At 59.7% G+C, this 26909-nt stretch carries 6 protein-coding genes; 1 reads left to right on the forward strand and 5 read right to left on the reverse strand.

The window, feature by feature from the left end; all coding sequences use genetic code 11:
• Window positions 1-99: 99 nt before the first annotated feature.
• Complete coding sequence (locus M0639_RS09125) at window positions 100-21837, forward strand: non-ribosomal peptide synthetase (protein WP_248671226.1); 21738 nt, start codon at window positions 100-102, stop codon at window positions 21835-21837.
• Between the two features lie 156 nt (window positions 21838-21993).
• On the opposite strand, the gene M0639_RS09130 is transcribed toward M0639_RS09125, so the two are convergent.
• From M0639_RS09130 to M0639_RS09150, 5 genes are all read right to left on the reverse strand, one after another.
• Window positions 21994-22857, reverse strand: coding sequence for an esterase/lipase family protein (locus tag M0639_RS09130; protein WP_054827807.1), 864 nt, complete (start codon window positions 22855-22857; stop codon window positions 21994-21996).
• A 129-nt stretch (window positions 22858-22986) separates the two neighbouring features.
• Window positions 22987-24000 carry an alpha/beta hydrolase gene (locus M0639_RS09135; protein ID WP_007728545.1) on the reverse strand — a complete coding sequence of 338 codons (1014 nt, stop codon included), beginning with the start codon at window positions 23998-24000 and terminating at the stop codon, window positions 22987-22989.
• Window positions 24001-24194: 194 nt separating this feature from the next.
• Window positions 24195-25052: an ABC transporter permease gene (locus M0639_RS09140; protein ID WP_007728547.1), complete on the reverse strand. Its 858-nt coding sequence runs from the start codon at window positions 25050-25052 to the stop codon at window positions 24195-24197.
• On the reverse strand, window positions 25049-25912 hold the full coding sequence (locus tag M0639_RS09145; RefSeq protein WP_007728549.1) for an ABC transporter permease: 864 nt from the start codon (window positions 25910-25912) through the stop codon (window positions 25049-25051). The genes M0639_RS09140 and M0639_RS09145 overlap by 4 nt, the downstream gene beginning before the upstream one ends.
• The gene (locus M0639_RS09150; RefSeq protein ID WP_020969036.1) at window positions 25909-26880 is read right to left on the reverse strand and encodes a daunorubicin resistance protein DrrA family ABC transporter ATP-binding protein; all 972 of its coding nucleotides are present in this window, start codon (window positions 26878-26880) and stop codon (window positions 25909-25911) included. Before M0639_RS09150 ends, M0639_RS09145 begins: the two co-directional genes overlap by 4 nt.
• Between the last annotated feature and the right edge of the window lie 29 nt (window positions 26881-26909).

A 26909-nucleotide genomic window follows, 5' to 3' on the forward strand; every position in this document is an offset into this window, starting at 1 on the left:
CGCGAATACCGATCGAACTGCAGTACCAAAGCGAAGGTGAAATGTCTTGACGCAGCACGAGCTCCTCCATCACGCCGTTCGAGCGCAGGTCGTGGCCGCATGAGCGCCGATGGTGTGACGCCGGATACCTCTGCTACCCGCAAGAGTCGACGGGAGCGGCCCACTCGCACTCGCCGAGCGAGGACACTGTTGCTGCCCCAGTTGCTGGCGGCGGCCGTCGAGTTGGATCCTTCGAGGGAAGCGTTGCGATTCGAGGGGCACTCACTTTCCTACGCCGAATTGGATGCGCGGTCGTCTCGCCTGGCTCGTATGTTGATCGCCGGCGGTGTAGGTCCGGAGGACAGGGTTGCCGTGTCCATCCCGCGGTCGATCGAATCAGTGCTGGCAGTGTGGGCAGTCGCGAAGACCGGTGCAGCTTTTGTGCCCGTGGATCCGAACTATCCGTCTGACCGTGTTGCGTACATGATTGAGGATTCGGGTGTCTCGATCGGCTTGACCGTCGGCGAATTAGGTATTGATTTGCCATCGTCTGTGAGGTGGATCGCGATCGATTCTCTCGAGACGACGCAGGCATCGGAAGCGATGTCCGGCGAACCGGTGGCGTATTCGGACCGTGTTCGCACTCTGCGAACCGAACACCCTGCATACGTTATCTACACCTCAGGGTCGACTGGACGTCCGAAAGGTGTTGTTGTCACGCACGCAGGCCTGGGCAATTTGCTGAGTGAACAGGCTGAGCGACTTGGTGCCACAGCCCAATCGAGGGTTCTGCATTTCGCCACCCCCAGCTTCGATACTTCGCTCTTCGAGCTGTTGCTTACCATTGGTTCCGGCGCGACGATGGTTATCGTTCCGACGACCGTTTACGGTGGTGACGAGCTCGCGGAACTATTGAAAACCGAATGCGTCACGCATGTGGTGGGAACCCCGTCAATGTTGGCCTCTGTCGATCCCTCGGGGTTGGATTCCATCGTCACCGCTGTAGTCGGTGGCGAGGTATGCCCACCTGAGCTTGTTGCACGGTGGGGACGGGACAGGGCCTTCTACAACGGATACGGCCCAACCGAGACGACTATTGTCACCAACATCAGCCCGAAACTGGCACCAGGTGACCGCGTGACAATTGGTGGACCTGTTCGCGGGGCTTCCGCCCTGGTTCTGGACTCACGGCTACAGCCAGTCCCAGTCGGGTCGACAGGTGAGCTGTATCTTGCCGGGCCTCAGGTTGCGCGCGGATATCACAATCTGACGGGTATGACTGCCGACCGTTTCATCGCGAATCCGTTTGGAGCGCAGGGCGAACGAATGTACCGCAGTGGTGACCTCGTACGCTGGGTCATCGCAGATGGGGGTGCACGGGACCTCGAATACGTCGGGCGATCCGACTCCCAAGTGAAGATCCGAGGCTTCCGAGTCGAGCTCGGAGAGATCGACGCAGTTCTTGCATCCCATCGGGCGGTCGACTTCGTTGCAACCCTCGCTCGCAAGCTCGACAATGGGGAGCAGGCTCTGGTGGCATACGTGCTGCCACGAGCGGCAGCTGAGGTAGACATCACGGAACTGCTCGACGTCTGCAGACAAGAATTGCCTAGGCATATGGTGCCTGCCTCTGTCGTTCTCATCAGTGAAATTCCGTTGACACCCGTGGGCAAGTTGGATGCTTCCGCGTTGCCGGAGCCGCATTTCGAGTCTCGTCCATTCCGTGTTCCTTCCACTGAGGATGAAATCCAGATCGCCACGGTGTTTGGTGAACTGCTCGGGCTGGAGCAGGTCGGAGCGGATGACGACTTCTTCGAGCTTGGAGGCAATTCGCTTGTCGCAGCGAAGTTGGTAGCACGGTTGAGTGCTGTCTTCGACGTGCGGGTACAAGTCAAGACGTTGTTCGAGTCTTCGACCGTGTCGTCGCTTGCCTCTGCGCTCGCAGCTTCCACTGGGCGTGCTCGTGTGGCGTTGACGGCTCGGGTGCGTCCGGAGCGGGTGCCGTTGTCGTTGGCGCAGCAGCGGATGTGGTTTTTGTCGCGGTTTGATGCTGTGTCGGGTGTGAACAATATTCCGATTGTGTTGCGTTTGTCTGGTGTGGTGGATGTTGCGGCGTTGGGTGCTGCTGTGTCGGATGTTGTTGCGCGGCATGAGATTTTGCGGACGGTGTATCCGGAGTTCGAGGGGGTCGGGTTCCAGCAGGTTCTTCCGGTGGGTGGGTTCGCTGTGGATATTTCTGCGGTGCCGACCGATGAGGCTGATTTGTTGGGTGTGTTGGCGCCGGTGGTGACTGAGGGGTTTGATGTCACTTCTGAGGTGCCGTTGCGGGTTCGTTTGTTCCAGACGGGTTCGTCGGAGTTTGTGTTGGCGTTGGTGGTTCACCATATTGCTGCTGATGGTGTGTCGATGGGGCCGTTGGTGCGTGATGTGTCGATGGCGTATGTGGCGCGTGCGGGTGGACAGGTTCCGGGGTGGGCGCCGCTCGAGGTGCAGTATGCGGATTACGCGTTGTGGCAGCGTGAGGTGTTGGGGTCCGAGGGTGATCCGTCGTCGTTGATGTCTGAGCAGTTGGGGTATTGGACGTCGGTGTTGGAGGGGTTGCCGGAGCGGATCGAGTTGCCGGCGGATCGTTCGCGGCCGTTGGTTGCGTCCAATCGTGGTGCTAGTTACCAGTTCTCGGTTGATGTGCGGTTGCATCTGGCGCTCGAGCAGTTGGCGCTTGATCGTGGTGTGTCGTTGTTCATGGTGGTGCATGCGGCGTTGGCGGTGGTGTTGGCGCGGTTGAGTGGTAGTGATGACGTTGTGGTGGGCTCGCCGATCGCTGGGCGGGGCGAGCCGGAGCTTGATGATTTGATCGGGATGTTCGTCAATACGTTGGTGTTGCGGACGGAGGTGGATTCTTCGGAGTCGTTCTCGGAGTTGTTGGGTCGGGTTCGTGAGGTCGATCTGGGGGCGTTCGGCAACGAGGATGTTCCGTTCGAGCGGTTGGTGGAGGTGCTTGATCCGGCGCGGTCGCAGGCTCATCATCCGTTGTTCCAGGTTGCGTTGTTCTTCCAGAACATGGCGCAGAGTGTCTTGGAACTGCCGGGACTGTCGATTGCCGGTTTCGACGCGGGTGTGGAGATCGCGAAGTTCGATCTGCAGTTGACGGTGTCACCGTTGGAGGAGGACGGCGTCGGTGTGGGGATGCCGATGTCGTTGACGTATGCGACGGATTTGTTCGACGAGTCGACGGTTGTCTCGTTTGCGGAGCGGTTGGTTCGGGTTCTGGAAGCGATGGTGGCGGAGCCTGATTCGGTTGTCGGGGATGTGGAGTTGCTCGGTGAGGACGAGCGTTCGCAGGTGTTGGTGGCGGTCAATGACACTGTTCACGAGTTGACTGTTGGTGCTTTGTTGCTCGATGGGTTTGTTGCGCAGGTGGCGGCGTCTCCGGATGCGGTGGCGGTGGTGTTCGAGGGGCAGTCTCTGTCGTATGCGGAGTTCGGGTCTCGGGTGAATCGTCTTGCGCGGTATTTGGTTTCGGTGGGTGTGGGGCCGGAGTCGTTGGTGGCGTTGGCGATGCGTCGGTCGGTTGATCTTGTTGTGGGTATGTATGCGGTGGTTGCTGCGGGTGGGGCGTATGTGCCGTTGGATCCGGATCATCCGGTCGAGCGCAATGGTCATATTCTCGGGACTGCGGCGCCGGTGTGTGTGTTGTCCACTGCTGGTGACGGTGTGGTGTTGCCGGGTGAGTTCGATGTGGTGTTGATTGACGAGTTGGATGTGTCCGGGTTCTCGGATGCGCCGGTGTTGGATGTGGATCGTGTTGCGCCGCTTCGGGTTTCGAATGCTGCGTATGTGATTTTCACGTCGGGGTCGACGGGGAAGCCGAAGGGTGTGGCGGTTTCGCATGAGGCGATCGTCAATCAGATGGCGTGGATGCAGGGTCAGTATGTTCTGACTGGGTCGGATGTGTATTTGCAGAAGACTGCGACGACGTTCGATGTGTCGTTGTGGGGGTTCTTCTTGCCGTTGGCGGTGGGTGCTCGGTTGGTGGTGGCCACGCATGACGGTCATCGGGATCCGGGGTATTTGGCGTCGGTGATCGCTGATCAGGGTGTGACGGTGACGGACTTCGTGCCGACGATGTTGTCGGTGTTCGCGGGTGCGGTGTCTGCGGAGTTGTTGGGTTCGTTGCGTGATGTGTTCGTCATCGGTGAGGCGTTGCCGGCGCAGGCGGTGCGTGATTTCGGTGTGGTGTCGGGTGCGCGGGTTCACAACTTGTATGGCCCGACCGAGGCTGCGGTGTCGATCACGTTCGCGGATGTGACGGGCGCCGTCGATGGTGGTGTGGTTTCTATTGGTGTGCCGCAGTGGAATTCGCAGGTTTTCGCGTTGGATTCGCGGTTGCGTCCGGTGCCGGTGGGTGTTGCGGGTGAGTTGTATCTTGCGGGTGATCAGTTGGCTCGTGGGTATGTTTCTCGTCCGGATTTGTCGGCGGATCGGTTCGTGGCGAATCCGTTCGGTGGGGTGGGTTCGCGGATGTATCGCACGGGGGACTTGGTGCGGTGGGGTGTGTCGGGTGAGCTCGAGTACATCGGTCGTACCGATTTTCAGGTGAAGTTCCGTGGTCAGCGGATCGAGTTGGGGGAGATCGAGTCGGCGTTGGTGGCCGATGTGTCGGTGTCTGTGTCGTCGGTGGCTGTGGTGTCGACGGTGACCGGTGATCAGTTGGTGGGGTATGTGGTGCCGGCGTCGGGTGCGGTGGTTGATACTGCGGCACTGGTGGATTCGTTGGGTGTGGTGTTGCCGTCGTATATGGTGCCGTCGCAGTTTGTGGTGTTGGATGCGTTTCCGCTCAATGCTTCGGGGAAGTTGGATCGGAAGTTGTTGCCGGAGCCGGTGTTCGAGGTTGCGGTGTTTAGGGCTCCGGTGACGGCGGTGGAGGAGATCGTTGCGTCGGTGTTTGCCGAGGTGTTGGGTGTCGAGCGCGTCGGGTTGGATGACGATTTCTTTGCGCTGGGTGGTAATTCGTTGATTGCGACTCGGGTGGCGGCTCGGTTGGGGCAGGCGCTCGATGCGCAGGTTCCGGTGCGGGTGTTGTTCGAGGCGTCGTCGGTGGAGTTGTTGGCTGCGCGGGTGGAGTCGGAGATCGGTTCGGGTGCGCGGGCGGCGTTGACGGCTCGGGTGCGTCCGGAGCGGGTGCCGTTGTCGTTGGCGCAGCAGCGGATGTGGTTCTTGAACCGTTTCGATACGTTGTCGTCGGCGAACAATATTCCGGTGGCGATTCGGTTGTCGGGGTTGTTGGATGTGGCGGCTCTGCAGGCTGCGGTGTCGGATGTTGTTGTGCGGCATGAGATTTTGCGGACGGTGTATCCGGAGGTCGACGGTGTCGGGTTCCAGGAGGTGTTGTCTGCGGATCGGGTGCGGTTGGATGTGTCGCCGGTTGTGGTGTCGGAGTCCGATGTCGTTGGTGCGGTGACGGAGTTCTTGTCGGCTGGTTTCGATGTGGCGGTGGAGGTTCCGGTTCGGGCGCGGTTGTTCGCGGTGTCGGAGTCGGAGTTCGTGTTGGCGTTGGTGGTTCATCACATCAGTGGTGATGGTGTGTCGATGGGGCCGTTGACGCGTGATGTGATGGTGGCGTACGAGGCTCGTTCTCGGGGTGAGGTGCCGGGGTGGGCGCCGCTCGAGGTGCAGTATGCGGATTACGCGTTGTGGCAGCGTGAGGTGTTGGGGTCCGAGGATGATCCGTCGTCGTTGATTTCGCGTCAGGTCGGGTTCTGGGAGTCGGCGTTGGCGGGGTTGCCGGATCAGTTGGATTTGCCGGCGGATCGTCCGCGGCCTGTGGTGGCGTCCAATCGTGGGGCGGATCATTCGTTCGTGGTGGGTGCGGATGTGCATGCTGGTTTGAATGATGTTGCTCGTGAGTCGAATTCGTCGTTGTTCATGGTGGTGCATGCGGCGTTGGCGGTGTTGTTGTCGCGGTTGTCGGGGACGTCCGATATTGCGATCGGTACTCCGGTGGCGGGTCGTGGTGAGCAGGTTCTCGATGATTTGATCGGGATGTTCGTCAATACGTTGGTGTTGCGGACGGAGGTGGATTCTTCGGAGAGTTTCGTCGATCTGCTCGCAGGTGTGCGGGAGGCTGATCTTCAGGCGTTTGCGCATGCGGATGTTCCGTTCGAGCGGTTGGTGGAGGTGCTCAATCCGGCGCGGTCGCAGGCTCGGAGTCCGTTGTTCCAGGTGATGTTGGCGTTCCAGAACATGGAGCAGTCGGCGTTGCAGTTGGGTGATCTGCGGGTTGCGGGGGTCGATGCCACTGCGGTGGCGGCGAAGTTCGACCTGTCCTTGACGGTGGTGGAGCAGTTCGACGAGGCGGGTGCTCCGGCGGGGATGGCGGCGCAGTTCACGTATGCGACGGATCTGTTCGACGAGTCGACGGTGGCAGGCTTTGCCGACAGGTTCGGACGGATCCTTGGTGCCGTCGTTGCTGATCAGTCGGCCGTTTTGGGTGACATAGACATTTTGGATTCTGTTGAGCGTTCGTTGGTGCTCGAGGGGTGGAATGACACTGTTCACGAGTTGACTGTTGGTGCTTTGTTGCTCGACGGGTTTGTTGCGCAGGTGGCGGCGTCTCCGGATGCGGTGGCGGTGGTGTTCGAGGGGCAGTCTCTGTCGTATGCGGAGTTCGGGTCTCGGGTGAATCGCCTTGCGCGGTATTTGGTTTCGGTGGGTGTGGGGCCGGAGTCGTTGGTGGCGTTGGCGATGCGTCGGTCGGTTGATCTTGTTGTGGGTATGTATGCGGTGGTTGCTGCGGGTGGGGCGTATGTGCCGTTGGATCCGGATCATCCGGTCGAGCGCAATGGTCATATTCTCGGGACTGCGGCGCCGGTGTGTGTGTTGTCCACTGCTGGTGACGGTGTGGTGTTGCCGGGTGAGTTCGATGTGGTGTTGATTGACGAGTTGGATGTGTCCGGGTTCTCGGATGCGCCGGTGTTGGATGTGGATCGTGTTGCGCCGCTTCGGGTTTCGAATGCTGCGTATGTGATTTTCACGTCGGGGTCGACGGGGAAGCCGAAGGGTGTGGCGGTTTCGCATGAGGCGATCGTCAATCAGATGGCGTGGATGCAGGGTCAGTATGTTCTGACTGGGTCGGATGTGTATTTGCAGAAGACTGCGACGACGTTCGATGTGTCGTTGTGGGGGTTCTTCTTGCCGTTGGCGGTGGGTGCTCGGTTGGTGGTGGCCACGCATGACGGTCATCGGGATCCGGGGTATTTGGCGTCGGTGATCGCTGATCAGGGTGTGACGGTGACGGACTTCGTGCCGACGATGTTGTCGGTGTTCGCGGGTGCGGTGTCTGCGGAGTTGTTGGGTTCGTTGCGTGATGTGTTCGTCATCGGTGAGGCGTTGCCGGCGCAGGCGGTGCGTGATTTCGGTGTGGTGTCGGGTGCGCGGGTTCACAACTTGTATGGCCCGACCGAGGCTGCGGTGTCGATCACGTTCGCGGATGTGACGGGCGCCGTCGATGGTGGTGTGGTTTCTATTGGTGTGCCGCAGTGGAATTCGCAGGTTTTCGCGTTGGATTCGCGGTTGCGTCCGGTGCCGGTGGGTGTTGCGGGTGAGTTGTATCTTGCGGGTGATCAGTTGGCTCGTGGGTATGTTTCTCGTCCGGATTTGTCGGCGGATCGGTTCGTGGCGAATCCGTTCGGTGGGGTGGGTTCGCGGATGTATCGCACGGGGGACTTGGTGCGGTGGGGTGTGTCGGGTGAGCTCGAGTACATCGGTCGTACCGATTTTCAGGTGAAGTTCCGTGGTCAGCGGATCGAGTTGGGGGAGATCGAGTCGGCGTTGGTGGCCGATGTGTCGGTGTCTGTGTCGTCGGTGGCTGTGGTGTCGACGGTGACCGGTGATCAGTTGGTGGGGTATGTGGTGCCGGCGTCGGGTGCGGTGGTTGATACTGCGGCACTGGTGGATTCGTTGGGTGTGGTGTTGCCGTCGTATATGGTGCCGTCGCAGTTTGTGGTGTTGGATGCGTTTCCGCTCAATGCTTCGGGGAAGTTGGATCGGAAGTTGTTGCCGGAGCCGGTGTTCGAGGTTGCGGTGTTTAGGGCTCCGGTGACGGCGGTGGAGGAGATCGTTGCGTCGGTGTTTGCCGAGGTGTTGGGTGTCGAGCGCGTCGGGTTGGATGACGATTTCTTTGCGCTGGGTGGTAATTCGTTGATTGCGACTCGGGTGGCGGCTCGGTTGGGGCAGGCGCTCGATGCGCAGGTTCCGGTGCGGGTGTTGTTCGAGGCGTCGTCGGTGGAGTTGTTGGCTGCGCGGGTGGAGTCGGAGATCGGTTCGGGTGCGCGGGCGGCGTTGACGGCTCGGGTGCGTCCGGAGCGGGTGCCGTTGTCGTTGGCGCAGCAGCGGATGTGGTTTTTGTCGCGGTTTGATGCTGTGTCGGGTGTGAACAATATTCCGATTGTGTTGCGTTTGTCTGGTGTGGTGGATGTTGCGGCGTTGGGTGCTGCTGTGTCGGATGTTGTTGCGCGGCATGAGATTTTGCGGACGGTGTATCCGGAGTTCGAGGGGGTCGGGTTCCAGCAGGTTCTTCCGGTGGGTGGGTTCGCTGTGGATATTTCTGCGGTGCCGACCGATGAGGCTGATTTGTTGGGTGTGTTGGCGCCGGTGGTGACTGAGGGGTTTGATGTCACTTCTGAGGTGCCGTTGCGGGTTCGTTTGTTCCAGACGGGTTCGTCGGAGTTTGTGTTGGCGTTGGTGGTTCACCATATTGCTGCTGATGGTGTGTCGATGGGGCCGTTGGTGCGTGATGTGTCGATGGCGTATGTGGCGCGTGCGGGTGGACAGGTTCCGGGGTGGGCGCCGCTCGAGGTGCAGTATGCGGATTACGCGTTGTGGCAGCGTGAGGTGTTGGGGTCCGAGGGTGATCCGTCGTCGTTGATGTCTGAGCAGTTGGGGTATTGGACGTCGGTGTTGGAGGGGTTGCCGGAGCGGATCGAGTTGCCGGCGGATCGTTCGCGGCCGTTGGTTGCGTCCAATCGTGGTGCTAGTTACCAGTTCTCGGTTGATGTGCGGTTGCATCTGGCGCTCGAGCAGTTGGCGCTTGATCGTGGTGTGTCGTTGTTCATGGTGGTGCATGCGGCGTTGGCGGTGGTGTTGGCGCGGTTGAGTGGTAGTGATGACGTTGTGGTGGGCTCGCCGATCGCTGGGCGGGGCGAGCCGGAGCTTGATGATTTGATCGGGATGTTCGTCAATACGTTGGTGTTGCGGACGGAGGTGGATTCTTCGGAGTCGTTCTCGGAGTTGTTGGGTCGGGTTCGTGAGGTCGATCTGGGGGCGTTCGGCAACGAGGATGTTCCGTTCGAGCGGTTGGTGGAGGTGCTTGATCCGGCGCGGTCGCAGGCTCATCATCCGTTGTTCCAGGTTGCGTTGTTCTTCCAGAACATGGCGCAGAGTGTCTTGGAACTGCCGGGACTGTCGATTGCCGGTTTCGACGCGGGTGTGGAGATCGCGAAGTTCGATCTGCAGTTGACGGTGTCACCGTTGGAGGAGGACGGCGTCGGTGTGGGGATGCCGATGTCGTTGACGTATGCGACGGATTTGTTCGACGAGTCGACGGTTGTCTCGTTTGCGGAGCGGTTGGTTCGGGTTCTGGAAGCGATGGTGGCGGAGCCTGATTCGGTTGTCGGGGATGTGGAGTTGCTCGGTGAGGACGAGCGTTCGCAGGTGTTGGTGGCGGTCAATGACACTGTTCACGAGTTGACTGTTGGTGCTTTGTTGCTCGATGGGTTTGTTGCGCAGGTGGCGGCGTCTCCGGATGCGGTGGCGGTGGTGTTCGAGGGGCAGTCTCTGTCGTATGCGGAGTTCGGGTCTCGGGTGAATCGTCTTGCGCGGTATTTGGTTTCGGTGGGTGTGGGGCCGGAGTCGTTGGTGGCGTTGGCGATGCGTCGGTCGGTTGATCTTGTTGTGGGTATGTATGCGGTGGTTGCTGCGGGTGGGGCGTATGTGCCGTTGGATCCGGATCATCCGGTCGAGCGCAATGGTCATATTCTCGGGACTGCGGCGCCGGTGTGTGTGTTGTCCACTGCTGGTGACGGTGTGGTGTTGCCGGGTGAGTTCGATGTGGTGTTGATTGACGAGTTGGATGTGTCCGGGTTCTCGGATGCGCCGGTGTTGGATGTGGATCGTGTTGCGCCGCTTCGGGTTTCGAATGCTGCGTATGTGATTTTCACGTCGGGGTCGACGGGGAAGCCGAAGGGTGTGGCGGTTTCGCATGAGGCGATCGTCAATCAGATGGCGTGGATGCAGGGTCAGTATGTTCTGACTGGGTCGGATGTGTATTTGCAGAAGACTGCGACGACGTTCGATGTGTCGTTGTGGGGGTTCTTCTTGCCGTTGGCGGTGGGTGCTCGGTTGGTGGTGGCCACGCATGACGGTCATCGGGATCCGGGGTATTTGGCGTCGGTGATCGCTGATCAGGGTGTGACGGTGACGGACTTCGTGCCGACGATGTTGTCGGTGTTCGCGGGTGCGGTGTCTGCGGAGTTGTTGGGTTCGTTGCGTGATGTGTTCGTCATCGGTGAGGCGTTGCCGGCGCAGGCGGTGCGTGATTTCGGTGTGGTGTCGGGTGCGCGGGTTCACAACTTGTATGGCCCGACCGAGGCTGCGGTGTCGATCACGTTCGCGGATGTGACGGGCGCCGTCGATGGTGGTGTGGTTTCTATTGGTGTGCCGCAGTGGAATTCGCAGGTTTTCGCGTTGGATTCGCGGTTGCGTCCGGTGCCGGTGGGTGTTGCGGGTGAGTTGTATCTTGCGGGTGATCAGTTGGCTCGTGGGTATGTTTCTCGTCCGGATTTGTCGGCGGATCGGTTCGTGGCGAATCCGTTCGGTGGGGTGGGTTCGCGGATGTATCGCACGGGGGACTTGGTGCGGTGGGGTGTGTCGGGTGAGCTCGAGTACATCGGTCGTACCGATTTTCAGGTGAAGTTCCGTGGTCAGCGGATCGAGTTGGGGGAGATCGAGTCGGCGTTGGTGGCCGATGTGTCGGTGTCTGTGTCGTCGGTGGCTGTGGTGTCGACGGTGACCGGTGATCAGTTGGTGGGGTATGTGGTGCCGGCGTCGGGTGCGGTGGTTGATACTGCGGCACTGGTGGATTCGTTGGGTGTGGTGTTGCCGTCGTATATGGTGCCGTCGCAGTTTGTGGTGTTGGATGCGTTTCCGCTCAATGCTTCGGGGAAGTTGGATCGGAAGTTGTTGCCGGAGCCGGTGTTCGAGGTTGCGGTGTTTAGGGCTCCGGTGACGGCGGTGGAGGAGATCGTTGCGTCGGTGTTTGCCGAGGTGTTGGGTGTCGAGCGCGTCGGGTTGGATGACGATTTCTTTGCGCTGGGTGGTAATTCGTTGATTGCGACTCGGGTGGCGGCTCGGTTGGGGCAGGCGCTCGATGCGCAGGTTCCGGTGCGGGTGTTGTTCGAGGCGTCGTCGGTGGAGTTGTTGGCTGCGCGGGTGGAGTCGGAGATCGGTTCGGGTGCGCGGGCGGCGTTGACGGCTCGGGTGCGTCCGGAGCGGGTGCCGTTGTCGTTGGCGCAGCAGCGGATGTGGTTCTTGAACCGTTTCGATACGTTGTCGTCGGCGAACAATATTCCGGTGGCGATTCGGTTGTCGGGGTTGTTGGATGTGGCGGCTCTGCAGGCTGCGGTGTCGGATGTTGTTGTGCGGCATGAGATTTTGCGGACGGTGTATCCGGAGGTCGACGGTGTCGGGTTCCAGGAGGTGTTGTCTGCGGATCGGGTGCGGTTGGATGTGTCGCCGGTTGTGGTGTCGGAGTCCGATGTCGTTGGTGCGGTGACGGAGTTCTTGTCGGCTGGTTTCGATGTGGCGGTGGAGGTTCCGGTTCGGGCGCGGTTGTTCGCGGTGTCGGAGTCGGAGTTCGTGTTGGCGTTGGTGGTTCATCACATCAGTGGTGATGGTGTGTCGATGGGGCCGTTGACGCGTGATGTGATGGTGGCGTACGAGGCTCGTTCTCGGGGTGAGGTGCCGGGGTGGGCGCCGCTCGAGGTGCAGTATGCGGATTACGCGTTGTGGCAGCGTGAGGTGTTGGGGTCCGAGGATGATCCGTCGTCGTTGATTTCGCGTCAGGTCGGGTTCTGGGAGTCGGCGTTGGCGGGGTTGCCGGATCAGTTGGATTTGCCGGCGGATCGTCCGCGGCCTGTGGTGGCGTCCAATCGTGGGGCGGATCATTCGTTCGTGGTGGGTGCGGATGTGCATGCTGGTTTGAATGATGTTGCTCGTGAGTCGAATTCGTCGTTGTTCATGGTGGTGCATGCGGCGTTGGCGGTGTTGTTGTCGCGGTTGTCGGGGACGTCCGATATTGCGATCGGTACTCCGGTGGCGGGTCGTGGTGAGCAGGTTCTCGATGATTTGATCGGGATGTTCGTCAATACGTTGGTGTTGCGGACGGAGGTGGATTCTTCGGAGAGTTTCGTCGATCTGCTCGCAGGTGTGCGGGAGGCTGATCTTCAGGCGTTTGCGCATGCGGATGTTCCGTTCGAGCGGTTGGTGGAGGTGCTCAATCCGGCGCGGTCGCAGGCTCGGAGTCCGTTGTTCCAGGTGATGTTGGCGTTCCAGAACATGGAGCAGTCGGCGTTGCAGTTGGGTGATCTGCGGGTTGCGGGGGTCGATGCCACTGCGGTGGCGGCGAAGTTCGACCTGTCCTTGACGGTGGTGGAGCAGTTCGACGAGGCGGGTGCTCCGGCGGGGATGGCGGCGCAGTTCACGTATGCGACGGATCTGTTCGACGAGTCGACGGTGGCAGGCTTTGCGGACAGGTTCGGGCGCATCCTGGCTGCGGTGGTCACGGATTCGTCGATACGATCGGGCGACATCGACTTGCTCGACGCGAGAGAACATACGGTGTTGACTAATGCGCTCCATGACGACTTGATGCCGCAGCGCAGGTTAGTGGATATCTTGACTGCGCGCAGTGAGGTGGGTGGCGAGTCTGTTGCAGTACGAACCAATGGCAAGTCGGTCACCTATCGCGAGCTTGACAGGCATTCGTCGCAATTGGCTCGTGTTCTCATCACGAATGGTGCGGGACCCGAATCGGTTGTGGCGATTGCGCTTCCACGCTCGTACGAGATGGTTCTAGCTGTTTGGGCAGTCGCCAAGTCGGGCGCCGCGTACGTGCCTGTCGATCCGAACTATCCCAGTGATCGTATCGCGCATATGATTTCGGACTCCGGCGCGTCGATGGGACTGACTACTTCGTCAAATGTTGATCGTGTGCCGGATGGTGTGATTTGGTTTGAAATCGATTCCACAGACTTCGCGGAGATCGTTGCAACATTTGCTTCATCCCCGATTGATGAGCATGAGCGGACAACGACGCTTATGCCAGACCATATTGCCTACATAATCTATACCTCGGGATCGACTGGCAGGCCCAAGGGCGTTGCTGTGACACACACGGGCCTGTTTGGCCTCTTGGAATACGCGAATGACCTATACGAGATCACAGCGAACTCACGTGTCCTGCACATTTGTGCGCCAATCTTCGACCCCTCCGTTCTTGAATGGATGGTTGCTTTCTATTCGGGGGCAACGCTAGTTGTGGTCCCCGCGTCGATTCTCGGTGGCGATGAATTGGCTGAATTGATGCGCGTGGAACGCGTTTCCAATGTCGTCATCACACCGGCAGTCCTAGGGACGATGGATCCAGCGGCGCTACCTGATCTCCGTGTTGTCTCTGTCGGCGGCGATGTTAGTTCTCCTGAGCTGCTGGCCAAGTGGGTGCAGGGGAGGATCTATTTCAATGCTTACGGGCCAACCGAGACAACGATCATTTCTACGTATGCAAGATTGGAAGCGGACAGTCAAATCACTATTGGTTCGCCGATCAATGGTGTCTCAGCATTGGTGCTCGACGAACGACTGAATCCGGTTCCGGTCGGCACGCGAGGTGAGCTATACCTAGCGGGGTCAGTTCTAGCTCGCGGATACCGAAACCGTCCGGATCTGACGGCAGACCGTTTTGTTCCCAACCCATTCTCGCCTGGCGGCTCGCGGATGTATCGCACCGGAGACATTGTCCGTTGGATAGGGAGCATCGATCAACCGCAACTCGAGTACGTTGGCCGCAGCGATTTCCAGGTCAAGATTCGGGGATATCGGATCGAACTCGGTGAAATTAACGCGGCACTGGAAAAGCACTCTCTCGTGGCGCAAGCCGTAACTCTCGGTAAAGAGTTGCAATCAGGGGTGACAGCGTTGGTGTCCTATGTGGTGCCGGCGTCGGGTGCGGTGGTTGATACTGCGGCACTGGTGGATTCGTTGGGTGTGGTGTTGCCGTCGTATATGGTGCCGTCGCAGTTTGTGGTGTTGGATGCGTTTCCGCTCAATGCTTCGGGGAAGTTGGATCGGAAGTTGTTGCCGGAGCCGGTGTTCGAGGTTGCGGTGTTTAGGGCTCCGGTGACGGCGGTGGAGGAGATCGTTGCGTCGGTGTTTGCCGAGGTGTTGGGTGTCGAGCGCGTCGGGTTGGATGACGATTTCTTTGCGCTGGGTGGTAATTCGTTGATTGCGACTCGGGTGGCGGCTCGGTTGGGGCAGGCGCTCGATGCGCAGGTTCCGGTGCGGGTGTTGTTCGAGGCGTCGTCGGTGGAGTTGTTGGCTGCGCGGGTGGAGTCGGAGATCGGTTCGGGTGCGCGGGCGGCGTTGACGGCTCGGGTGCGTCCGGAGCGGGTGCCGTTGTCGTTGGCGCAGCAGCGGATGTGGTTCTTGAACCGTTTCGATACGTTGTCGTCGGCGAACAATATTCCGGTGGCGATTCGGTTGTCGGGGTTGTTGGATGTGGCGGCTCTGCAGGCTGCTGTGTCGGATGTTGTTGCGCGGCATGAGATTTTGCGGACGGTGTATCCGGAGGTCGACGGTGTCGGGTTCCAGGAGGTGTTGTCGGCGGATCGGGTGCGGTTGGATGTGTCGCCGGTTGTGGTGTCGGAGTCCGATGTCGTTGGTGCGGTGACGGAGTTCTTGTCGGCTGGTTTCGATGTGGCGGTGGAGGTTCCGGTTCGGGCGCGGTTGTTCGCGGTGTCGGAGTCGGAGTTCGTGTTGGCGTTGGTGGTTCATCACATCAGTGGTGATGGTGTGTCGATGGGGCCGTTGACGCGTGATGTGATGGTGGCGTACGAGGCTCGTTCTCGGGGTGAGGTGCCGGGGTGGGCGCCGCTCGAGGTGCAGTATGCGGATTACGCGTTGTGGCAGCGTGAGGTGTTGGGGTCCGAGGATGATCCGTCGTCGTTGATTTCGCGTCAGGTCGGGTTCTGGGAGTCGGCGTTGGCGGGGTTGCCGGATCAGTTGGATTTGCCGGCGGATCGTCCGCGGCCTGTGGTGGCGTCCAATCGTGGGGCGGATCATTCGTTCGTGGTGGGTGCGGATGTGCATGCTGGTTTGAATGATGTTGCTCGTGAGTCGAATTCGTCGTTGTTCATGGTGGTGCATGCGGCGTTGGCGGTGTTGTTGTCGCGGTTGTCGGGGACGTCCGATATTGCGATCGGTACTCCGGTGGCGGGTCGTGGTGAGCAGGTTCTCGATGATTTGATCGGGATGTTCGTCAATACGTTGGTGTTGCGGACGGAGGTGGATTCTTCGGAGAGTTTCGTCGATCTGCTCGCAGGTGTGCGGGAGGCTGATCTTCAGGCGTTTGCGCATGCGGATGTTCCGTTCGAGCGGTTGGTGGAGGTGCTCAATCCGGCGCGGTCGCAGGCTCGGAGTCCGTTGTTCCAGGTGATGTTGGCGTTCCAGAACATGGAGCAGTCGGCGTTGCAGTTGGGTGATCTGCGGGTTGCGGGGGTCGATGCCACTGCGGTGGCGGCGAAGTTCGATCTGCAGTTGACGGTGGTGGAGCAGTTCGACGAGGCGGGTGCTCCGGCGGGGATGGCGGCGCAGTTCACGTATGCGACGGATCTGTTCGACGAGTCGACGGTGGCAGGCTTTGCCGACAGGTTCGGACGGATCCTTGGTGCCGTCGTTGCTGATCAGTCGGCCGTTTTGGGTGACATAGACATTTTGGATTCTGTTGAGCGTTCGTTGGTGCTCGAGGGGTGGAATGACACGGCTCGTGAGGTTGCGGGTGTGTCGGTGTTGGACGGGTTCGATGCGCAGGTGGCGGCGTCTCCGGATGCGGTAGCGCTCTCGTTCGAGGGTGTGTCGTTGTCGTATGCGGAGTTCGATGCTCGGGTGAATCGTTTTGCCAGGTATTTGGTTTCGGTGGGTGTGGGGCCGGAGTCGTTGGTGGGTGTTGCGGTTCGTCGGTCGGTTGATTTGTTGGTTGCGGTTTACGGTGTGCTCAGGGCTGGTGGTGGGTATGTTCCGGTGGATCCGGATCAGCCTGCGGAGCGTAATGGGTATGTGTTGGCGGCGGCGTCGCCGGTGTGTGTGGTCAGTACTTCTGATGTTGGTTTCGATGCTGGTGTGGTGCCGGTGGTCGAGGTTGATGTTGTTGATGTGTCTGGTTTTTCGGATGCTCCTGTCTCGGATGTGGATCGGGTTGCGCCGTTGCGGTCGGGGAATACGGCGTATGTGATTTTCACGTCGGGGTCGACGGGTCGGCCGAAGGGTGTGGCGGTCAGTCATCGCAGTGTGGTCAATCAGGTGTCGTGGTTGGCGGAGCGTTATGCGGTGTCGGGTTCTGATGTGGTGTTGTTCAAGACTCCGGTGACGTTCGATGTGTCGGTGTGGGAGTTGTTTGTTCCGTTGGCGGTGGGTGCTCGGTTGGTGGTGGCTACTCATGACGGTCATCGGGATCCGGGGTATTTGGCGTCGGTGGTGGCGGCGGAGTCGGTGTCGATGGTCTCGTTTGTGCCGTCGATGTTGGAGGTGTTCGTCGATCAGTTGGTCGACACGTCGGAGGCGACGATTTCGCGTCTCGGTGGTGGTGGGTTGGGTTCGTTGCGGGTGATTTTCGCGGCGGGTGAGGCGTTGCCGGCGTCGGTGGTGGGTCGGGTGTTGTCGGTGTTGCCGTCGGTTGAGGTTCATAATTTGTATGGTCCGACGGAGTTCACGGTGCATGCGACGGCGGCGGGTCCGCTCGATGGTGTGGGTGTGGTGGTGCCGATGGGTGCTCCGGTGTGGAATTCGTCGGTGTTGGTGTTGGATTCGCGGTTGCGTCCGGTGCCGGTGGGTGTTGCGGGTGAGTTGTATTTGTCGGGTGTGCAGGTCGCTCGTGGGTATTTCGGGCGGGTGGATTTGTCGGCGGAGCGGTTTGTGGCGAATCCGTTCGGTGGGGTGGGTTCGCGGATGTATCGCACGGGGGATGTGGTGCGGTGGATCGGTGTGTCGGGTGAGCTCGAGTATGTCGGTCGTAGTGATTTTCAGGTGAAGTTGCGTGGTCAGCGGATCGAGTTGGGGGAGATCGAGTCTGCGGTTCGGGATCAGGTGGGTGTGGGTTCTGTGGTGGTGGTGGTGTGGCGTGATCAGTTGGTTGCGTATGTCACTGCTGCGGTGGGGTCTTCGGTTGATGTTGATGTGGTGAAGGTGGGTGTGGGGGAGCGGTTGGCGTCGTATATGGTGCCGTCGCAGTTTGTGGTGTTGGATGCGTTGCCGCTCAATGCTTCGGGGAAGTTGGATCGGAAGTTGTTGCCGGAGCCGGTGTTCGAGGTTGCGGTGTTTAGGGCTCCGGTGACGGCGGTGGAGGAGATCGTTGCGTCGGTGTTTGCCGAGGTGTTGGGTGTCGAGCGCGTCGGGTTGGATGACGATTTCTTTGCGCTGGGTGGTAATTCGTTGATTGCGACTCGGGTGGCGGCTCGGTTGGGGCAGGCGCTCGATGCGCAGGTTCCGGTGCGGGTGTTGTTCGAGGCGTCGTCGGTGGAGTTGTTGGCTGCGCGGGTGGAGTCGGAGATCGGTTCGGGTGCGCGGGCGGCGTTGACGGCTCGGGTGCGTCCGGAGCGGGTGCCGTTGTCGTTGGCGCAGCAGCGGATGTGGTTCTTGAACCGTTTCGATACGTTGTCGTCGGCGAACAATATTCCGGTGGCGATTCGGTTGTCGGGGTTGTTGGATGTGGCGGCTCTGCAGGCTGCTGTGTCGGATGTTGTTGCGCGGCATGAGATTTTGCGGACGGTGTATCCGGAGGTCGACGGTGTCGGGTTCCAGGAGGTGTTGTCGGCGGATCGGGTGCGGTTGGATGTGTCGCCGGTTGTGGTGTCGGAGTCCGATGTCGTTGGTGCGGTGACGGAGTTCTTGTCGGCTGGTTTCGATGTGGCGGTGGAGGTTCCGGTTCGGGCGCGGTTGTTCGCGGTGTCGGAGTCGGAGTTCGTGTTGGCGTTGGTGGTTCATCACATCAGTGGTGATGGTGTGTCGATGGGGCCGTTGACGCGTGATGTGATGGTGGCGTACGAGGCTCGTTCTCGGGGTGAGGTGCCGGGGTGGGCGCCGCTCGAGGTGCAGTATGCGGATTACGCGTTGTGGCAGCGTGAGGTGTTGGGGTCCGAGGATGATCCGTCGTCGTTGATTTCGCGTCAGGTCGGGTTCTGGGAGTCGGCGTTGGCGGGGTTGCCGGATCAGTTGGATTTGCCGGCGGATCGTCCGCGGCCTGTGGTGGCGTCCAATCGTGGGGCGGATCATTCGTTCGTGGTGGGTGCGGATGTGCATGCTGGTTTGAATGATGTTGCTCGTGAGTCGAATTCGTCGTTGTTCATGGTGGTGCATGCGGCGTTGGCGGTGTTGTTGTCGCGGTTGTCGGGGACGTCCGATATTGCGATCGGTACTCCGGTGGCGGGTCGTGGTGAGCAGGTTCTCGATGATTTGATCGGGATGTTCGTCAATACGTTGGTGTTGCGGACGGAGGTGGATTCTTCGGAGAGTTTCGTCGATCTGCTCGCAGGTGTGCGGGAGGCTGATCTTCAGGCGTTTGCGCATGCGGATGTTCCGTTCGAGCGGTTGGTGGAGGTGCTCAATCCGGCGCGGTCGCAGGCTCGGAGTCCGTTGTTCCAGGTGATGTTGGCGTTCCAGAACATGGAGCAGTCGGCGTTGCAGTTGGGTGATCTGCGGGTTGCGGGGGTCGATGCCACTGCGGTGGCGGCGAAGTTCGACCTGCAGTTGACGGTGGTGGAGCAGTTCGACGAGGCGGGTGCTCCGGCGGGGATGGCGGCGCAGTTCACGTATGCGACGGATCTGTTCGACGAGTCGACGGTGGCAGGCTTTGCCGACAGGTTCGGGCGCATCCTTGGTGCCGTCGTTGCTGATCAGTCGGCCGTTTTGGGTGACATAGACATTTTGGATTCTGTTGAGCGTTCGTTGGTGCTCGAGGGGTGGAATGACACTGTTCACGAGTTGACTGTTGGTGCTTTGTTGCTCGACGGGTTTGTTGCGCAGGTGGCGGCGTCTCCGGATGCGGTGGCGGTGGTGTTCGAGGGGCAGTCTCTGTCGTATGCGGAGTTCGGGTCTCGGGTGAATCGCCTTGCGCGGTATTTGGTTTCGGTGGGTGTGGGGCCGGAGTCGTTGGTGGCGTTGGCGATGCGTCGGTCGGTTGATCTTGTTGTGGGTATGTATGCGGTGGTTGCTGCGGGTGGGGCGTATGTGCCGTTGGATCCGGATCATCCGGTCGAGCGCAATGGTCATATTCTCGGGACTGCGGCGCCGGTGTGTGTGTTGTCCACTGCTGGTGACGGTGTGGTGTTGCCGGGTGAGTTCGATGTGGTGTTGATTGACGAGTTGGATGTGTCCGGGTTCTCGGATGCGCCGGTGTTGGATGTGGATCGTGTTGCGCCGCTTCGGGTTTCGAATGCTGCGTATGTGATTTTCACGTCGGGGTCGACGGGGAAGCCGAAGGGTGTGGCGGTTTCGCATGAGGCGATCGTCAATCAGATGGCGTGGATGCAGGGTCAGTATGTTCTGACTGGGTCGGATGTGTATTTGCAGAAGACTGCGACGACGTTCGATGTGTCGTTGTGGGGGTTCTTCTTGCCGTTGGCGGTGGGTGCTCGGTTGGTGGTGGCCACGCATGACGGTCATCGGGATCCGGGGTATTTGGCGTCGGTGATCGCTGATCAGGGTGTGACGGTGACGGACTTCGTGCCGACGATGTTGTCGGTGTTCGCGGGTGCGGTGTCTGCGGAGTTGTTGGGTTCGTTGCGTGATGTGTTCGTCATCGGTGAGGCGTTGCCGGCGCAGGCGGTGCGTGATTTCGGTGTGGTGTCGGGTGCGCGGGTTCACAACTTGTATGGCCCGACCGAGGCTGCGGTGTCGATCACGTTCGCGGATGTGACGGGCGCCGTCGATGGTGGTGTGGTTTCTATTGGTGTGCCGCAGTGGAATTCGCAGGTTTTCGCGTTGGATTCGCGGTTGCGTCCGGTGCCGGTGGGTGTTGCGGGTGAGTTGTATCTTGCGGGTGATCAGTTGGCTCGTGGGTATGTTTCTCGTCCGGATTTGTCGGCGGATCGGTTCGTGGCGAATCCGTTCGGTGGGGTGGGTTCGCGGATGTATCGCACGGGGGACTTGGTGCGGTGGGGTGTGTCGGGTGAGCTCGAGTACATCGGTCGTACCGATTTTCAGGTGAAGTTCCGTGGTCAGCGGATCGAGTTGGGGGAGATCGAGTCGGCGTTGGTGGCCGATGTGTCGGTGTCTGTGTCGTCGGTGGCTGTGGTGTCGACGGTGACCGGTGATCAGTTGGTGGGGTATGTGGTGCCGGCGTCGGGTGCGGTGGTTGATACTGCGGCACTGGTGGATTCGTTGGGTGTGGTGTTGCCGTCGTATATGGTGCCGTCGCAGTTTGTGGTGTTGGATGCGTTTCCGCTCAATGCTTCGGGGAAGTTGGATCGGAAGTTGTTGCCGGAGCCGGTGTTCGAGGTTGCGGTGTTCCGGGCTCCGGTGACGGAGGTCGAGCGACTTGTTGCTTCTGTGTTCGAAGAATTGCTCGGTATCGATCGGGTCGGTCTCGATGACGATTTCTTCGAATTGGGCGGAAACTCCCTGATCGCCACGCAGTTGGCAGCGAAGTTGGGCCAAGCGATTTCGGCTGAGGTTCCGCTGCGCATGCTATTCACCAGCTCGACTGTGTCGGAGATGTCCGACAAGTTGGTAACCGGTATGCACGTTGGATTTGAACTGGATCTTGATGCGGCACTCGCTGTCACGTTGCCCTTGCGTGCACGCGGATCTGAGCTTCCACTGTTCTGCGTGCACCCAATGGTCGGGCTGGCCTGGCCGTACGCACCTCTCGCCGCGTTCGTCGACAGATCAGTGCCGCTCTACGGGTTGCAGACACCAGCGTTGACCGAGGAGGACTTTTTCGCGACCGCACTGACAGACTACATAGATCGATACGTGTCCGAGATCCGATCAGTGCAACAACAGGGGCCGTACAGACTTCTGGGTTGGTCGTTCGGTGGAGTTGTCGCGCATGGAATCGCGGCAAGGCTTGAAGCCCTCGGCGAGAAGGTGAGTGCCTTGGTGATCTTGGACGGCTCGCCCTTGAGCTTGGATGATGAAGCATTTGCGGCGATGGTCAGACACGAAGTTGCTGGCTTGGGCGTCGTCATTCCGGATGACGAAGACCTCGAGAACCTATCGATCGACTGTGCCAGTGATGTCCTCACTGCAGTGAATGGCGGAGCTATCGGGCTTAACGCCAGCGATATCAGGCGGTTGTTCTCCAGCATCGCGCGAACCGCGGCGCTGACACGTGAGTACGAACCGGACACGTGCACGGGGCCAGTGCTGTTCGTGGGATCCAATGAAACTGAGGCCGATGGGGTCGAACCTTGGCGTTCACTGATCGACGGTGAAATCGATGTTCGTCAGGCAAGCGTGAACCATGTTTCGATGATGACGCCAGAGGGGCTGGAGGAGATCGGCCCGATGATTGCCGCCTCGCTGAATTCCTGACACTATCTCGATGGCCGTCGATCCGCGGGCCTGGCTAGGCGTCGTGCCGTCGAGCCAGACCCACGGACGTACATGAAGATACAAAAAAGGCTGACGGCGCTGGATTTCTCCGCGCCGCCAGCCTACTTCATTCCTGCTGTTGCTTGTTTGACGTGCCTATTCGCAAGGGAGCGACCGGTACTCCGGGTCAAGCGCTGACTTGACGAGATCAAGAGTGTGAGGGTCTCTGACCAACTGTCCGTGGGACGCAGTGTTCCCGGCACAGTTATCTTGAGTCCAGACATTATGGACCACGGCGCCATCACCTGGGCTAAGGAAAGTTGCATCGGGTGGCGTCGAGATTTCGTCGTGAGCCGAAGCGATGACGGTGTACTCGATTCCGGGTTGCGTCTCGGATTCGGCGTTGAGAGCTGTCAAGAATGGTGTGCCGCTGAGTTGTTGGACGCCAGCAGGCCCCCAAATCGCTTGGACCAGTAGATCGCCAGGGAGGCCCATCGCAGACAGCGATCGTGCATTCGCTTGAAGACCACCGAATGTAGTTCCGTGGTTGGTCGCGCCGAGACTGATGAGCGAGTGCACTTTGTTATTCGACGGATCTTCACGAGTTGCTCCGCCGTTGAACTTAAGATACTGGCGAGCAACGACGCCGCCCTGGGAATGACCGACGATGTCCACCTGTGTCGTACCGGTGTGAAATTTCACCGAGTCAACGAACATTGCAAGCTCCTCAGCGGAGCTTGCAATGTCGGTGATTCCCCAATGCACAGCATTGGGATTCAGAATTTCGCGCACACCGCCATAATTCAGCGCAAAGACGCAGTAGCCCAAATCAGCAAGCTGAGGCGCCATAACATCCCAGGTGTCGGTCATGCTCATCCCGGTCCCGTGTACGAGTACCACCGGACGGGGATGTTCGAGACTTGGCTTGCAATCCCAGTCGTTGGCGCCGGCAGGGGAAGGACCCATGCTGGACAATCCGGGCGTGGGTTCCGCCGGGTCTGCTGATGCAGCTGTTGGCATTCCGGCCAGCACCACACAGGCCGCCAATGACGCCAGCGTGACCAGAGTGAATCGCTTCAATTCTTTCCTCGCGTGCTGAACACCTTGTTGCTAGCTTTGCTTCTTGCTCCGAGAATCTGCGTGTCGCGATCAGACCCCGAGGGACTGGGCGATGAACGGCCATGACTTGTGCAGATCGTCTTGCCAGTAACCCCACGAATGCGTACCCACCGGCCGGAAGTCCACAGTTGCCGGGATATTGAGGTCGGCAAGACGTCGAGCGAGGTTTCCGGTGCAGATGCTGGTCGCGAATTCAATCGGTCCTCCTACAACAATCTGGTCGAACATCGCTGCTCGCCCATCCTGAATCCGAGGGTTCTCCGGGGTATCGTTCGGAAAACCGGGCAAGCCACTACCCGTGCTGATGTACAGGGGAGTGCCACGCAACTTTTCGGCGTTGACTACCGGGTCGTGTTCGACCCAGCCCGGGCCGTCGAATGGGCCCCACATGTTCTGAATGTCGCCAACTCCGCCGATCCATTCAGTGGTCGCCCGTACGAAGGCCTGCCCCATCGGGTCACTCGTCTGTGCACAACCCGAATAGGATGCAACTGACTTGTAGAACCCGGGATATTCGATCGCAAGATTCAGAACAGAGGTCGCAGACATCGAGATAGCTGCAATCGACTGGTCACCGTTGCTGCCGAGTTCCTTGTTCAGGAGTGGAGGAAGCTCCTTGCCTAGGAAGGTGCTCCACATGTTCTTTCCGAGTACGGAATCTTCCTTCTCCCAGTCGGTGTAGTACGACATCAGACCCTTGGCCGGAATCGCAACATTGACGTTCTTATCGGCGAAGAAATCGACCACATCAGTTTGCCGGTCCCATGTTGCTGTGCCTTCTCCGCCGTCGGCACCGTTGAGAAGGTACAGAATGGGGCGCGGCTGAGAGTTGTCTGCAGGCAAAATCACCTGAATGGGGACCGACTTGTCCATTGATGCTGCGTAGACATTCACAACGATTTGACGATCGTTGACTCGCTCGACAGATTCGATGTACGAACCGTCCGTATCGTCCTGTGCTGCATCTCCCCCGCCTTGGTGCGCAATGGGTGTGGCACCGGCGATGCCCATGCTGCTGGATACAAGGACGACGCTCGCCGCCATCAGTGCACCTGCGACGGTGCGCCTCCAGGGGGACCGAAATTTTCGAGTCAAGACAACGCCTTTCGGTTGGTTCAACTGTGCTGCCGGACCTGCTCGGCAATCGTGTTTCGTGAGTCTGAACTACTTGTAATTCGGATGGTCAGCCGTAGACGTTACCGCGCGTACGGATCCACCAGGCAATACCCAGATGACTATCAATCCGAAGCGGCGCGTCGGTATCCGAGTATCGCTGGATACACGAACACCACGACCATCCCGAACGACCAGGCCAATGTCTTGAGCAGGGGCTCGGCGACGGGCCCCCCCAAGGAGAGGCCTTTCATCGCATCGATTGCCACGGACATTGGTTGCTCGGCAACAACTGGTTGCAGCCACTTCGGATAAGCCATCACTGGAACAAAACCGGAGTTGAAGAACATCAACAGCGTGCAGGAGATCGACACGATCTCTACAAGCGGGAGATTATCTGCCACTGTTGCCAGCGCCGTGACCATCATCGCGAAGCCGATGCCGAAAACGATCGGCAATACCAAGAGCGCCACCGCGGCCAGGGGACCCTGGTTGAATCGGAATCCCAACAGATAGCCGACACCAAGGATGACGATGGAGGTGACGAGAACTCGCACCGCTTCGGCGATCATGCGTCCGACCAGACCGGAGGCACGATGCGCAGGGAGAGTCCAGAACCGGCTCAAGAGTCCAGATGCTCGTTCGCCTTTGAGTCCGACTGCGCTCGCAATCGAGCCGAACATGGCGCCAACGAGGATGATCAGCGGGACCGTTCCGAAGATGCTCGATTGGCCCGTCGCTGCTGTAATCGAATTGCCCAGGACGACTCGGAACATCAACAGCATGAACGCTGGATACACAAGAGCTTGAATGGTGGTTGATGGATCGCGCAGCCACGTGACCAACAAACGTTTGGCCTGAATCCCGCTGTGCACGACCAGTGCCTTGAAAGAGCTTTCAGGGAGCGCTTTGTCCGGGTAAGGAAAGTTAAACCCCTCGGCGGGTCGGACGGCCGCCATGAAACGATCTGTCGGTTCGCTCATGACCGCCTCATACTTGCCCAGAACGCTAGTGGCGCGAAGAAGACGATCAACCCGATCGTCCACGCAACGACGGGAAACAGGACGCCCCAGGTGACTCCGCCCTGCGCAAGATCACGCATGGCGAATGAAAACTGCGATACCGGTTGATTGCGCACGAACGGCCGAATCCATTCGGGAAAGCCAGTCTCGGGCGCGAAACCGCAGGACAACATCCCCAGAATCAATTGGGGGAGCGTCAGCGCCTGACTGGTGGCTTGTGGACTTTTCGACAGTGAACCGATTGCATCACCGGCGAAGGACAGACATGTGCTGAACGCGAGGGCGATTGCACAAAACAGAACTGCCTGACCCATGCCTGCTGAGAATCGGAAACCGATCAAGTGGCCGAAGGTCAATGCCGCGGCGAGTGAGACTGTCGAACGGACGAAGCCACTCGATTGACGAGACAACAGCGGCACGGGGCCGACTACTGGCATGGTTTTCATGCGGTTGCTGAAGCCGGTGATCGATTCGGTCGAGGACATCTGAGCGGCGGAGATCGACGTGAAGGCCATGGCTTGCAGCACGATGATCGGCATCAGAAACTGGGCATAGTTGATGCCCTGAAGTTGCATGACGAACTTCAACGGAAGGTAGAAACCGATCGTGAAGATCAATGGCGCGACTACCGCGATCAGTAGTTCGTAGCGCTTCACCATCGATTTGACGGTGCGTGCAGTCAGCACCCACCACTGATTGATCGCTGATGGATGCGGTCGGCGGTGCTTTCCAACGCTTAATGCCTCGGGGACTGCAATCTTGCTGCGACTGTCCCCGCGGACAGTCACTTGATCGACCCCGAATTTTGTAGTTGTCGTCACGGTGTCTCGCTTACGTGCTGTTCACCGGTGAGTGAAAGAAAGACGTCATCGAGTGACGGGCGACGAAGCGCGATGTCTGCAAGCGGAATCCGTGCGTGGTCCAGACGACGCAGTGCTTCAGAGAGCGTTCCTGCGCCGACAGGTGCGGGGATCGCGATCCGCCCGCTCTCTTGTGCCAGATCGAATCTGAAGTCGCGGGGGACCAGATTGCCGAGTGCATGGACCGCGTGAGGCAGCTGTTTGAGATCTGCGGGCACGATCTCGCAGAAGCTTGCGCCGGTTCGAGCCTTCAATTGGTCAGCAGTCCCCTCGGCAATGACCGCGCCTTTGTCGATGACGATGATGTTGTCGCTCAGTAGATCTGCTTCTTCGAGGTACTGAGTTGTCAGGAGCACGGTGATTCCCTGCTCCTTCAGTGACTGAACCAGCGACCAGACGCTTTGCCGACTGCGCGGATCCAAGCCGGTGGTCGGCTCGTCGAGGAAAACGACCTCAGGGCGAACAACCAGGCCACACGCAATATCGATTCGTCGGCGCATACCACCGGAGTAGTTCCTGACTACTCGGGATCCTGCTTCGACGAGGTCGAATTGAGAGAGCAGGTCGGCAGCGCGCACCTTCGCGGACATTCGGTCGAGCCCCATCAACCTGCCGAACAGTTCGATGTTCTCGCGGCCGGTAAGTGAATCGTCCAGGGCGGCGAACTGCCCGGTCATCATGATGGAGCGTCGAACCTCGGGAGCGTTGCGCACTACGTCGTAGCCAGCCACCATCGCGCGTCCGCTGGTGGGGCGGATGAGCGTGGAGAGGACCTTCACCGTCGTTGTCTTGCCTGCGCCGTTGGGACCCAAGATGCCGAGCACCGTCCCACGTGGGGCGGTGAAGTTGATCCCTCGCAGCGCGTGCACGTTCTTGAAGGACTTGTGTACGTCCTCCACTAGTACCGCTGCGTCCGTGGAAAAGGGCATCAACACTCCGCTGTCTGCATTGTCGGAAC

This window comes from Rhodococcus qingshengii JCM 15477, assembly GCF_023221595.1.
GTDB classification, from domain to species: domain Bacteria; phylum Actinomycetota; class Actinomycetes; order Mycobacteriales; family Mycobacteriaceae; genus Rhodococcus_F; species Rhodococcus_F qingshengii.